Annotated in this window: 11 protein-coding genes; 6 read left to right on the forward strand and 5 right to left on the reverse strand. The window is 54.3% G+C overall.

Going from position 1 to position 13,096, the window contains the following annotated elements:
* Window positions 1-7 precede the first annotated feature (7 nt).
* The 5 genes from RLO07_RS12515 to RLO07_RS12535 are packed head-to-tail and all read right to left on the reverse strand — an operon-like array spanning window position 8 to window position 5,215.
* Entirely contained in the window at window positions 8-784 is a 777-nt protein-coding gene (locus RLO07_RS12515; protein ID WP_462292482.1) for an SDR family NAD(P)-dependent oxidoreductase, read from the reverse strand.
* Window positions 781-1,734, reverse strand: a complete 954-nt coding sequence (locus RLO07_RS12520; protein ID WP_350131979.1) for a 3-hydroxyacyl-CoA dehydrogenase NAD-binding domain-containing protein — start codon at window positions 1,732-1,734, stop codon at window positions 781-783. The genes RLO07_RS12515 and RLO07_RS12520 overlap by 4 nt, the downstream gene beginning before the upstream one ends.
* Window positions 1,731-2,126, reverse strand: coding sequence for a RidA family protein (locus RLO07_RS12525; RefSeq protein WP_350131982.1), 396 nt, complete (start codon window positions 2,124-2,126; stop codon window positions 1,731-1,733). The genes RLO07_RS12520 and RLO07_RS12525 overlap by 4 nt, the downstream gene beginning before the upstream one ends.
* On the reverse strand, window positions 2,123-3,598 hold the full coding sequence (locus tag RLO07_RS12530; RefSeq protein WP_350131985.1) for a M81 family metallopeptidase: 1,476 nt from the start codon (window positions 3,596-3,598) through the stop codon (window positions 2,123-2,125). The genes RLO07_RS12525 and RLO07_RS12530 overlap by 4 nt, the downstream gene beginning before the upstream one ends.
* Window positions 3,599-5,215, reverse strand: a complete 1,617-nt coding sequence (locus tag RLO07_RS12535; RefSeq protein ID WP_350131988.1) for an ABC transporter substrate-binding protein — start codon at window positions 5,213-5,215, stop codon at window positions 3,599-3,601.
* 188 nt (window positions 5,216-5,403) lie between these two features.
* Between RLO07_RS12535 and RLO07_RS12540 the strand changes: the two genes are divergently transcribed.
* From RLO07_RS12540 to RLO07_RS12565, 6 genes are all read left to right on the forward strand, one after another.
* Window positions 5,404-6,408, forward strand: a complete 1,005-nt coding sequence (locus tag RLO07_RS12540; RefSeq protein ID WP_350131892.1) for an ABC transporter permease — start codon at window positions 5,404-5,406, stop codon at window positions 6,406-6,408.
* Complete coding sequence (locus RLO07_RS12545; protein WP_462292483.1) at window positions 6,405-7,283, forward strand: ABC transporter permease; 879 nt, start codon at window positions 6,405-6,407, stop codon at window positions 7,281-7,283. The genes RLO07_RS12540 and RLO07_RS12545 overlap by 4 nt, the downstream gene beginning before the upstream one ends.
* Before the next feature lie 83 nt (window positions 7,284-7,366).
* Window positions 7,367-8,296 carry an ABC transporter ATP-binding protein gene (locus RLO07_RS12550; protein WP_350131886.1) on the forward strand — a complete coding sequence of 310 codons (930 nt, stop codon included), beginning with the start codon at window positions 7,367-7,369 and terminating at the stop codon, window positions 8,294-8,296.
* The gene (locus RLO07_RS12555; protein ID WP_350131883.1) at window positions 8,286-9,263 is read left to right on the forward strand and encodes an ABC transporter ATP-binding protein; all 978 of its coding nucleotides are present in this window, start codon (window positions 8,286-8,288) and stop codon (window positions 9,261-9,263) included. Before RLO07_RS12550 ends, RLO07_RS12555 begins: the two co-directional genes overlap by 11 nt.
* 163 nt (window positions 9,264-9,426) lie before the next feature.
* Window positions 9,427-11,091 carry an N-acyl-D-amino-acid deacylase family protein gene (locus RLO07_RS12560; protein WP_350131880.1) on the forward strand — a complete coding sequence of 555 codons (1,665 nt, stop codon included), beginning with the start codon at window positions 9,427-9,429 and terminating at the stop codon, window positions 11,089-11,091.
* A 17-nt stretch (window positions 11,092-11,108) separates the two neighbouring features.
* Window positions 11,109-13,064 carry a serine hydrolase domain-containing protein gene (locus tag RLO07_RS12565; RefSeq protein ID WP_350131877.1) on the forward strand — a complete coding sequence of 652 codons (1,956 nt, stop codon included), beginning with the start codon at window positions 11,109-11,111 and terminating at the stop codon, window positions 13,062-13,064.
* Window positions 13,065-13,096: the final 32 nt, after the last annotated feature.

A 13,096-nucleotide genomic window follows, 5' to 3' on the forward strand; every position in this document is an offset into this window, starting at 1 on the left:
ATTTACGTTAGCGCCCGCCGTCTATGACGAGGGTGTGTGCATTCACGAATTTCGGCCCTGCAGAGAGAAATAGTATGGCTTCGGCGATTTCGGATGGCGCCGCCCCGCGCCCAAGCCAGGTCGCTGCGATGGTATTTCTACGTTGCTCATCAGACCAGTCGGCACTCCATGGAGAAAGCACGAACCCTGGTGCTACTGCGTTGACGCGAACCATGGGTGCAAGACCTTTTGCCAGATTTCGCGTCATGTTGACGATCCCTGCCTTGCTGGCGGCATAGGCGATACTGCTGGCACTTCCACCAATGCCTGCAATAGACGCGACATTGACGATGGCTCCATTGCTTGTTCTAAGCGCATTGGCGGCCGCATGGGCGCAGCGAAAGGTGCCCATCAGATTGGTCTGGAGAATTTTCTCCCACCGATCTTCATCAAGACTATCGAGATCATGAAAAGGTATGGGTCGCTGGGTTGCCGGCGTCCCGGCGTTGTTGACCAGTATATCCAGTCGGCCGAGTTCAGCGATGGCAGTGCAGACCATCTCCTCCGCAAGACCGGCCTTGCTGACATCGCCTGGAGCGCCGATCACATCTAATCCTTCAGTACGTAGCCTTTCGATTTCCTCAACCGCTGTTGGATCATCAGGCAGGTGATTGAGTGCCACCCGAGCCCCAAGGGATGCAAATCGTTCGACGGTTGCCAATCCGATTCCCGAAGCGCCGCCGGTAATGATCGCGGTCATACCGTTGAGATCTGCAGACAGGAGACCTTGATCTAAACTACTCATGACTGGTTTGAACTCCCTGTAATTGATGGTTGGGGTCTCAGCGTCTCCGCGATATCCAATATCGCTTTCAACACCTTATCCCGATTTACCTCCAGGTCGTCGCCATATTGAGCGACCATGGAATCGACCATGGGAATCAACATTTGCCGGTCTCTCTCCGTAAGACTGGTGCGATCTGCCAAGTTGCTCCAGCGGTACTCCTGGCCCTTGCCGAGATGCGCAAGGTAGTGTCGGAAACCGCCCGGACCTCCTGCCAGATGATAAATAGTGAAGGGCCCCATACAGGCCATGCGCGGCCCCGGGCCGCTCCTGACGGCTTCGTCGATGTCCTCGGGCATGGCAACACCAGTTATGACGAGATCGAGAGCTTCACGCCAAAGCGCGGACGTGAGGCGATTTGCGATATGTCCCGGGACCTCCTTACGTACGTGTACAGGACGTTTGCCGATGGATTTGTAGAAATCCATGGCTGTTTCGATTGTTATCTTGTCGGTCTGCGCACCGCCGACTATTTCCACTAGCGGCAACAGGTGTGGAGGGTTAAAGGGGTGAGCAACTATGACCCGTCCCGGATGCTCGCAGCCCGACTGAAGCCGCGACGGCATCAAGGCCGAGGTGCTGGTGGCGATGATCACCTCAGGAGCCAATAGAGCGTCAATCCGCTTCAAGAGATCAATCTTGAAGGCCTCGTCCTCGAGTGCGTTTTCCTGAACGAAATCAACTCCATCCAGGCAGTCTTCAAGAGAGTCGTGAAAGGTAGCAGTTCCGGTTCGAGGCTCGGCCAGTCCCGCGTCCTCCAGCCACTGAAGCGTAGTCATGGCCCGATTGATAAAAGCTTCCTCGGCTCCCGGCGCCGGATCAGTCGCTCGAACGTTGAGTCCCCTGGCAAGAAACCAGGACGCCCAACTGCTCCCAATAACGCCTGTGCCTACGATTCCGACAGTCCTCATATATCTGACTCACCTCCAGCCTCCGAGTACGCGGTAAGCTCGATTTCTATGCGAGCGTCCACCAAAAGATCGCTTCGAATCGCAGACCGGGCCGGCGGACTATGTGGGAAATATTCAGAATAAACCGCGTTGAACGCCGCGAAGTCGCTTACGTTTGCTATAAAAATATTGGCCTTGACCACGTTGCCATAGGACATCCCAGCCTCGCGTAGAGTCTGCCCCAATGCATCGAGTACGAAGCGCGTTTCGCTTTGGATGTCGCCCTGGAGCAACTCTCCATCGTCAGACATGGGAACCTGGCCGGAGCAGAAAAGGAAGTTTCCGGCCTTTGCGGCCCGACAAATTGGGAAGTTCTTGTGGAGTCCATAGACTTGGTGCTGTGGATGACTCATTGCAGAATACTCCGAACAGGTTTATCGACCTTGGGCCAAAATGGCGCTCTGTTATTTTGGTAAGGGATGTTCTCAAAGTCAGGCTGGATGGTGCCTGGGGTGGTCACGTAGATAATTTTGTCACTTATTTTTGAGAATGATGCATGAAAATGTTGCGTTGATTTCACGACAACCATACGGCATTTGGAAAGTTCGAGACCGAGCCGTTCGAACGCATTCGTGTCGACTGTCTGTGAGCGTCGTGAAATGAGTACCAGATCAATACCGTTTTCAGTCACCCAGACAGCGTTCCCGAGCGGTGCCATAGTCTCCGGACCGGACAGGCCGGTCTGCCAATGATCTTTCATGATGGCCCTGACCGTGACGCGCATGTCCACCGGTCGGCCTGAGGTGGGACCGCACTTCCCACCTATTCTGATAGGGACTGTGGCGCCAACACCCGCATCCATTACTATTTCAACAGCGACCGGATCCCACAGGCAGCCAATCGCAATGCCGGTGATTCCCCGTTCCAGTGCTCGCTCCAGGACAAAGGTTGAATCGCAGGGCGCTCCCCCTCCCGGGTTATCCGCCACATCGGCAAGAATCACGGGCCCGTGGTCTTCCGACAGACCGGCATCAAACGCCTGGTCGATATCGAGATAGCTCGTCCCGGTGGCGTTGCGCATCTCCCAGAATTTTTCGCCGAGCGTGCGGGCTGTCTTCTCAGCAAGGTCCCGATCACCGTCAGCGATAACAAGCATGCGCGCACCGATATTCTCAACGTCAAGCCATGGATTGGCGTGCACAAGCGACAGGGAAATGATGCCGTCTTTGCCCTCAAGGGACTGAAGGTTATCGACGAAGTCGCGCATAGGCTGCTGGCTTGTCCGCCATAGACCTATCATGCGCAGGTCATAGGCGGCACTGATCGGGCGGATCAGTCCGGCTGCGGCATCGAGGCAGATTTTGTATAACTCCAGCGCCCGCGGTACCTGATCGATATGCGGGTATTCCTTGTAGGTGACGATAGCTGTGAGATTGTCGATCATCTGCCGCGTCAGATGGGCGTGAAGATCCAGCTCCATACCAATAACTACATCGTTGCCCACAAGGTCTCTCGTCCGTGTTGCAAGGTCACCTTCACAATCCTGATAACCATCAGCGGCCATGGCACCGTGCATATAATAGAGAACTACGTCCACCGGACCTGCGTTCTTGAGGTCTTCAAGAATTCGTTCACGCAAGTCTTCATAGGCTGGTCGGACAACTGTGCCCGCGCTCTGAGCGAACGCCATGATACTCTCGATCACCTCATGCCCCGCTTCTTCAGCAAGGTCCCGCCATTGCCTTGGCGCGGAGAGACTTGTGTGATTTGATACGATGGTCCCATCTCCACGATGCAGTCCATTGACCTCAAAGCTATGCAGGCTAGTTGGAAATGTGGAAAACGTTATCGTCTCTACCGATAATCCTGCTATGAAAATACGCAATTATGACTCCTTCTTTTCTATGTTCCAGAATACAGGCACCAGCGACGGCTGAACGCCCTTGAGAACCTTGTTATAGGCGGTTCTGGCCTGCCACTGCCCCCAGTTCACATAAGGGACGACAAGTCTTGCTCTGGATGTGATGTGTTCTTCCAACAGATGTTTCCTGGCGGGGTCTGTAATCCGTATCCATTCCTGGCGCAGGGATTCGAGTTTCTCGTCACAGGGCCATCCGGGTATGGAATTCGGACAAGGCGTTGAAATATAGAAATTGGTAAGAGGGTTACCCGCATCAAGCGATGTCGCGATCGTCGGGAAAAGATGCCAGGGCTCACTATCCTCGGAGGGTTTCTTGGCTCGCCGCGCGACCAGAGTGCCCCAATCCATAGGAACAGCTCGTGCGTTGATCCCTGCCTTTCGCAACTGGTGAACAATTACCAGACTGGCCTGGCTGGTGGTCAGAATATCTGTTGGCTGCAGGATGTTGACCGGCCCGCCGTTGTAACCGGCCTCTTCAAGGAGGGCACGTGCTTTGTTGAGGTCCGGTGTGAAGCCCAGATGCGCTCCGTGCTCGTGTCGTACGGGGAGTGGGCATATGAAATAGCTTGCACAATGTGGCCACGCATCTTCTTTTGGGATGCCAAGGGCGCGCAGAATTTCTTCCTGATCAATGATATATAGAAGGGCCTGGCGCGCGGCAGGGTGATCAAATGGCTCTGCCAGGTGATTGGGGCGCAGCCAACCGCTCTGGCCTCTAACGTTTATCACATACAGCTCCACATTGGGGCTGCGTTCAAGAACCGGGATAAGATCCACGCTTGGAGATTCAACAAAATCCACTTCGCCATTGGCTAGGGCAGCAACGGTTATGTTTGGATCCGGGATGGTGACCCATTCCACGCGATCCACTTTCACTACTTTGCCACCGGCGAGGCCATCGGCTGGCTCATCGCGAGGGATATAGTGCCTGTTTTTCTCGTAGACGACCTTGTATCCCTGGCGCCACTCATCACGCTTGAAAATGAACGGTCCGGAACCCGTCATGTCGGTGATGGGTTCAGATGCAGGCGTATTTGCTACTCTTTCAGGCATGATGAAGAGGGCGCTGCCACTTGGTTTGCCCAAAGCAAATCTAAGCATACCGAAAGGCTCGGACAGCTTGATCCGGAAGGCATTGGGCGCAACCGCTTCTAACTTTTCTGTTACACGCAAAAGCAACTTCCCCGTCGAATCCCGCTCGCCCCAACGTCTAATGGAGGCTATGACATCCGTAGCGCGCACTGGTTGCCCGTCATGGAAGCGCAACCCATCACGAAGAGTAAAGCTGTGGACCAACCCATCATCTCGCACCGTATGGGTCTCGACCATCTGGGGGCGCGGTTGTCCGTCAAGGTCGATACCGAACAACTGGTCGTAGATCATGAACCCGTGGTTACGGGTGATACTTGCAGTCGTGTAGACCGGGTCCAGAATCTTCAGTTCTGTGGACAGCGCTGCGTACAGTGTTTGTCCTTGGGCTGTGCCTGATGCAACAGCAAGACCGATAGCAGTGGCAACGAACCAAATGGAGGCAATACACGGTTTTAGAGTGTCTTTAGGAAATAATATGCTTCGGATCATTTGGGCGACTTCGTATCAATATAATTTGGAATATCTAACCTCTTGTGTGATTGAAATACATCTAGAGATTCAGTTAACTTAATCGAAGTGTATGGCGTTAAGAATACTTAAAACGTTGAAATAATGATTGCTGGATTTAAGTTTATAGAAAGGGGAAAACTGAATTGACAGCGATGAATATGTGAAATATGTTCATCGCCGATTCATGGGAAATTCATCCAAGTAGTGATTATATAATTATGACTGGAGGTATTTTATCTTCCGTTTTTTATCGGATCCTCGCGACCATTCCGGTCATAGGCTTTGTTGCGTTATTTGTGTTTCTGCTGCTGAGGTTGACGCCGGGGGATCCCGCGCTCTTGATCGGCGGGGATATGGCGACCGGAGAGGATTTGGAGCGTATCCGTGCAAGCCTTGGTCTGGATCGGCCGATATGGTCGCAATTCTTGCTCTGGTCCGAGCGGGTGATGGCAGGCGACCTTGGGCGCTCGGTGTTTTCCGGTGAACAGGTGACTACTCTAATAGCTCAGCGACTTGAGCCGACAATAGCCCTTGCGCTGACAGTGGTCGTGTTTTCGGTCATGACCGCCGTCCCACTCGGTGTTGCCGCTGCCTGGTATGCAGGATCGATCATTGATCGGCTCCTGTCTGTATTCGCGGTTCTCGCGTTCTCGGTCCCTGTATTCCTTATCGGGTACTTTCTGATTTATGAATTTTCTGTGAAGACAGAGCTCTTTCCGGTTCACGGCTATCGCGCTTTGTCCGAAGGTATTGGCCCCTTCCTGCATCACCTTGTTTTACCTGCAGTATCTCTGGGGCTTGTTTATGTGGCGTTATTGGCACGTATGACCCGGTCAACCATGCTGGAAGTGCTTGACCAGGATTATATTCGCACTGCTCGTGCAAAGGGGCTCAGCGGTGCGCGGGTACTTTTCGTGCATGCCTTGAGAAATGCCGGCGGTCCTATCATTACAACGATTGGCGTTGGTCTGACACTTCTTCTTGGCGGTGTTGTTGTGACAGAGAGCGTGTTTGCTATCCCGGGCCTGGGTCGGCTTGTTGTGGACAGCATGTTGCAGCGCGACTATCCAGTAATTCAGGGCACGATTCTTTTCTTTTCAGTGCTTTATCTGATGATCAATCTCGCGATTGACATCGGATACGTCCTGCTGGATCCGAGGATTCGTAAATGACCGGTGCTGTTCAAAACACGCATCTATTTGACGTGCAGCGGAAACGCCCCAGACTGCGTCGCTATTTTCGGTGGGCCGTGCCCAGTTGCGCGGCTCTGGTTCTGCTAATTACGGCGGTCCTGACCCTGCTTTCTGGCTGTATTGCACCCTTTGACCCACTTGAAATGCATCCTTTGGACCGTTTCATGCACCCTTCCGAACACTATCTTCTCGGAACCGACAATTTCGGTCGCGATACGTTTTCGCGGATCCTGCATGGTGGTCGTGTCTCACTGTCTGTTGCGTTTCTGGTGGCCATCGCGACCTCTCTGCTAGGAATCTTTCTTGGCGTGATGGCCGGCTATGTGCGCTGGCTGGATGGGGTATTGATGCGGATCATGGATGGTCTTATGGCGATACCGGGCATCCTGCTTGCCATAGCGCTGATGACGGTGATGGAAGCGAGCCTGCTGACAGTCGTCTTTGCCATCACCATAACCGAAATTCCCCGGATGACGCGCCTTGCGCGTGCCGCGACCCTGGGTGTGCGGAACATGCTATATATCGAGGCAGCGGTGACTGTTGGCACCCGCTTCTTTCCTTTGCTATGGCGGCATATATTGCCCAATATCGCGGCGCCGCTCCTCGTTCAGGCGACTTTCGTTGCAGCATCGGCGATTCTTCTCGAGGCCTACCTGGGTTTCCTCGGGGCGGGTATTCCGCCGGAAGTCCCCAGTTGGGGCAACATGATTGCGCAGGGACGGACGTTCGTTCAAGTCTCGTTTGGCCTTGTGCTTTATCCAAGCCTGTTGCTGGCTGCGGTGGTACTGTCCATCAATGTTCTGGGTGACTTCCTGCGAGATGTGCTGGACCCTAGAATGACTGGGAGGAAGTAGAGATCGACGCGCATATATCCACCACCCCCATACTTGATATCCGCGACCTTGTTGCCGGTTTTGAAACGACAGATGGAGAGATTGTGCCTGCCATAAGGGGCGTTTCTTACAAAGTACATCCGGGCGAAATTCTCGGTGTCGTGGGGGAAAGCGGCTGTGGCAAAAGTATTACGGCCATGAGTACGCTCGGTCTGCTTGGGCGAGGTGCCCGGGTCACCGGTGGCCAGGCTATTTTCAAGGGCACAGACCTTCTGACTCTCAGCGAGCAGCAGCTTCGCAAGGTTCGGGGCAACCGAATAGCTGTTGTCTTCCAAGAGCCTATGACTTCGCTGAATCCCGTGCTTACAATTGGGTCGCAGATTGTTGAGGTGTTGAGGGAGCATAAACGGATTTCACGCAAGGCGGCGCGGTCTGAGGCGACGGACCTGTTGGCACAGGTACGGATTCCGGATCCACAAAGGCGCTTCCGTGAATATCCGCATCAGCTCTCAGGCGGTATGCGGCAGCGCGTGATGATCGCCATGGCCCTATCCTGTTCGCCGGATCTCCTGATTGCGGATGAACCTACGACTGCGCTGGATGTAACCATCCAGGCCCAAATTCTTGATCTGTTGGTTGAGCTCAGGGAACGCATGGGAATGTCCATCATCATAATTACCCATGACCTGGCTGTGGTTGCGGAGACGTGTGATCGGGTGGCGGTCATGTATGCCGGCCGGATTGTTGAAGAAGCGCCGGCTGAGGAGATATTCGACTCGCCTCGCCACCCCTATACATCGGCTTTGCTCAAAGCGGCGCCGCGATTACGGGGCGCGCTTGACAAGCGAGGTAGCCAGCGTTTAACGGAAATTCCGGGTATGGTACCGTCGATAGGTCAGGTCGTCTCCGGTTGTGCCTTTGCAGACCGCTGCCCCCTAATGACTGATCGGTGCAGGATCAAGGAGCCCGAGATTACAAGTGATTCGTCAGCCACACGACATGTGGCTTGCTGGGAGGCCAGATTTGACACCTAAACCGGTTATTCTGAAAACCCGTGGCCTGAGCAAAAATTTCGTTGTGAAACCTGGCTTTCTCGGCCGGGCAGCACAGAGGCTACATGCTGTCAGCGAAGTCAGCCTCGAGGTTCGCAAGGGCGAGACCTTGGGAATCGTTGGCGAGAGTGGCTGTGGGAAAAGTACGCTCGGGCGTTTGTTGGTCGGCCTCATGAAGCCTACTGTTGGTGAAGTATGGATTAGTGGAAAGAACATTTCCGCTCTGCCAGAAGCCAGCCTTCGGCCCTTGAGGAAGAATTTCCAGATGGTTTTTCAGGACCCTTACGCGTCGCTGAACCCGAAGATGAAGGCTGGCAATATTCTGGCCGAACCTATCCGTAACTTTAATCCTGCCACACGTGCGGTCCTTGAACGCCGGATTAAGGAACTTCTTGACAGGGTCGGGCTGCCATCGTCAGCCGCTACCCGTTACCCGCATGAGTTCTCTGGTGGGCAGCGCCAGCGTCTCAGTATTGCGCGCGCTTTGGCGCTCGACCCTGAAATAATTGTCGCCGATGAGGCGGTCTCGGCCCTTGACGTATCGGTACAGGCGCAGGTCCTGAACCTACTTTCCGATCTGCAAAAGGATCTCGGTCTCACTTATGTCTTTATCGCGCACGATCTGGGCGTTGTCGAGCACATCAGTGATGAAGTGGCTGTCATGTACCTTGGGCGGATTGTGGAAAAGGGTCCAGTCAAGAGTATCTTTAGCGCGCCCGCTCATCCGTACACGGAATTACTGCTTCGGTCTGTGCCGCAGATGGAACCCGGACGCCATCGTAGAGCCCTGGAGGAAGCGGGAGAGTTACCGAGCCCCATGAACCTTCCCCACGGTTGTGCCTTCGCCGGCCGCTGCGGTCGAGTTACAAAAGAATGCCGAGTAATGCGTCCCGCCCTGACCGAGATTCAAGAGCGACACTTTTCTGCCTGTTATCATCCAGTGGCGTGACTGAATTCTTCAGATAAAGCACGTTTTTCACTGAACTAAAATATCCGACACTGCTTGTCCTCCCTTACACTTTACCGGATACGCTGATCCCACTCGGCTGCCCCTTCGACCACTAGACAAGAGCGCTATCCAGAACATCAAATACAGTGGAGTCACCTCGTTCATGCAACTCATCAGATTTTTTGCAATGACTACCGCGTTACTATCGGTAGTGGTCCTTCACTCGGCTCGTGCAGACACGCCCAAGGTGGTGGAAAGCCAATACGATCTGGTCATTCGCAATGGTCGTGTGCTCGACGGTGCCGGGAACCCATGGGTTGAGGCTGACATTGGCATCAAGGATGGAAAATTCGCCAAAATTGGCAGGATTGAAGCGGCGAATACCAACGAAATCGATGCAACGGGAAAGTATGTTTCCCCAGGCTGGATCGACATGATGGATCAGTCGGGCCGGGTTCTTCGTCAGAACGGGCGCGCTGAAAACAAGATCCTCATGGGGGTCACGACCGTTATTGCCGGGGAGGGTGGGACACCCGTTCCTGCAGGCGAGATTGACCAATATTTCGATCAGCTGACCAGCCACGGCATTGCGCTGAATTTCGGTACCTATTACAGCGCAACACAAGCGCGCCGTGCCGTGATGGGGGATGCTGCCGGGACCCCTACAGAGGAGCAGATGGAACAGATGAAAGCCCTTGTCGCCACCGCTATGGAGCAGGGCGCGCTTGGTATTACCACGGCTCTCATCTATCCGCCCGCGACATTCCAGAGCACGGACGAAATCGTTGAGCTTGCGAAAATTGCGGCTCAGTATGGCGGGATCTACGCGAGCCATATCAGGGACGAAAGTGGCAGCCTACTGGAGGCCATCCAGGAGGCGATCGAGATTGGTGAACGTGCCGAACTTCCGGTTGAGATCTTCCACTTGAAAGCTGCCTACAAGCCCGGCTGGGGCCAGCTAATGCCCCGGGCTGGAGAGCTGATCGAGGAGGCGCGGAGGCAAAGTGTCAATATCGCCGCTGACCTTTACCCCTACAGGGCCGGGGGCACCGGCCTCGAGGTGACTGCGCCAACCTGGGTCTTTGCCGAGGGCCTGGAAAAGGCACTGGAGCGTCTCAAGGATCCGGAGATTCGCACGCAGCTCAAGAAGGAAATAGAGGCGGGTCCGCAAGCCAACTGGTCAAATTTGGTTCACGCATCAGGTGGTTGGGACAATGTTATGCTGGCCAACGCTTACAATTCCAAGTATGACAGGTTCCGTTTCAAATCCATCGCTTATATCGCCGAGGAGCTTGGCGAACATCCAGCCGATGTCGCTTGGAATATCGCGCTTGAAGCACTACCCAAACGAGCACTCGCCCTCTTTTTCATGATGAGTGAGGAGGATATCGAAACCGGTCTCCAATTTCCATGGGTGAGCATCGGCAGCGACGCCGCAGCGGCTGCTGATGCAAACGGGGTTGATGCGCTCGGTCTCCCGCACCCGCGTAGCTATGGCACATTTCCGCGCATTATTGCGGAGTATGTGAGGGAGCGCGGTGTGCTGACCTTGCCAGACGCGATCCGCAAGATGACATCCTGGCCTGCGTCGCGGATGGGCCTTCACGATAGGGGTGTGATCCGAGAGGGCTTGTGGGCCGATGTGGTCATCTTTGACTATGAGGATATCAAGGACAATGCTAGCTGGGAACACCCCACGGCATATCCTACAGGTATCGATTACGTTCTCGTCAACGGTCGGATCGTGGCTGAGGGTGGTGTCCATACAGGTGTTCTTGCTGGGCAGATCCTCAAAGGGCCGGCGGCAGCACAACAATCACATCAATAGCTCCAAGGGGATGACGTATGCACCGCTTCGCTTCGCTTACAGCCATGGTTATCCTGATTGTTGCCGCCACGGCATCGTTTCCTCCTGTGGCCGCGGAGCTAAAGATTCTCGAAGCCTTATCGGCTGAGGAGGTTCAAGCGCCAGGAATAGAGCCGCCGACCGATAGCGCAATTGAGAAAAGGCTGGGCGACTTTATCGATGGAGCGATGGCGCAACAGTTTGCGGGCAATCCTCTTGTAGGCGCCGTCATTTCGATCGTTCACAGGGGGAACGTCGTTCTTGCAAGGGCATACGGACACGCGGACCTCGAGCAAAATATTTCTGCCGATCCGGAGCATAGTCTGATTAGACCGGGTTCTATCTCGAAGCTTTTTACCTGGGTGTCACTGCTGCAGCTGGCTGAGGCGGGCATGGTTGATCTCGACGCTGACGTCAACAGGTATCTTGAGGTTTTCAAAATACCCAAAGCATTTGACAAGCCTGTAACCCTACGCCACCTGATGACTCATTCGCCGGGATTCGAAGACGAAATTATCGAGTTCATTGTCGTTGGTTCGCCAGATGACTTTACCAGTCTCGAGGTAGCGCTGAAGAACAACATTCCCAAGCGTCTTTACAAACCCGGCAAAGTATCTGCGTACTCGAACTATGGCTCTGCGCTTGCTGGATATATTGTTGAACGGGCTACCGGAGTGCCCTTCGACACTTATATCCGTCGCAATATCCTCGATCCGCTGGGCATGCCCAAGGCAACCTTCAAAGAACCGGTCCCGGTTGGCGCTGGTGACCACTTAATGAAGCCCTACTATCAGGCTGGCGGAAAGTTTCATATTGCTCCCATGGAATACATTCACAATGTCGCACCCGCAGGAGCGTTGACCACCACCGCTAATGAGCTGGCGCGCTTCATGATTGCACTTTTGAACGATGGCGAGTTCGAAGAGGTGGATATACTGCCGGGAGATGCCGGCGATCAGATGCTGTCTCGCATTTTTGGTCATGACCCTCGTGTGCCGGGGTTGGCTCACGGCATTTACGAGCGCTGGATAAAGGGCGTCAGGGCACTTGAGCACAAGGGTACTACCAGCTTCTACAAATCAGATATGCTACTAATCCCACAAGAGCAGTTCGGTCTTTTCGTGTCCTACAACACGCCAGGTGGGGCAGGTCCGCGCGATCAACTACTTGTGGCGGTCGTGAATGAGTTCTTTGCTCAAGACTACGTTCCCACCGCAGAAGCGGTACCTGTTCCCCTGGCACTTGCGGAGACCTATAGTGGGACTTACCGCCTGAACCAATATAACGCGACGACGTTTGAAAAGTTTCTGAAGTTCGGTACTGACATAAAGGTGAATGTAGCTGAGAGTGGAGAGGCAACGGTTTCAAGTGCTGGGAAAATATCTGCCTATAAGGCACAGGACACAGACTATTTCAGAAGGGTGGACGATGGCGACCCACTGGTTTTCGAGCCTGATGAAGACCTGGGAACTGTCTGGATGTATCAGGGAGTGCCGATTTTCGCCGCCTACAAACTGAAGTGGTATGAGACCACGGCCTTCCATCGTTTGATGTTAAGTGTGGGCGGTTTCGTCATCGCCATGGGCCTTTTGGCAACGCCCTGGCTTGCCGGGAGATATCGCAGTAGCTCGCTTGCTCATCGCTGGTCCTATGGGATTCTGCAGACGGCCCTGGGATTGGAGGCTCTCTATGCGGTTAGCTTCATTGTGATCTTCTCAGGATTTGATGTGGGCTTCCTTGCTTCAAGAATTCCAGCCTCACTGAAACTTGTGGCCTGGCTGCCCTACCTGGCGATCATGCTTGGTGCACTTTCGATTGTGTTGAGGCTGCGGTCGCAAGGAGCCAGAAGCGCCGGAGCATTGGCAGAACTGATATACGCAGCTTCCGTCGCCGCCGTTGCTGCCGTGTCCTGGTCGCTGTACTACTGGAACCTGATGGGTCCCGTATTCGGCTGACCGGAAACTCATCGCGAAACGAAAACCTTTGA

Source organism: Haliea sp. (genome assembly GCF_040221975.1).
Classification (GTDB): Bacteria; Pseudomonadota; Gammaproteobacteria; order Pseudomonadales; family Halieaceae; genus Haliea.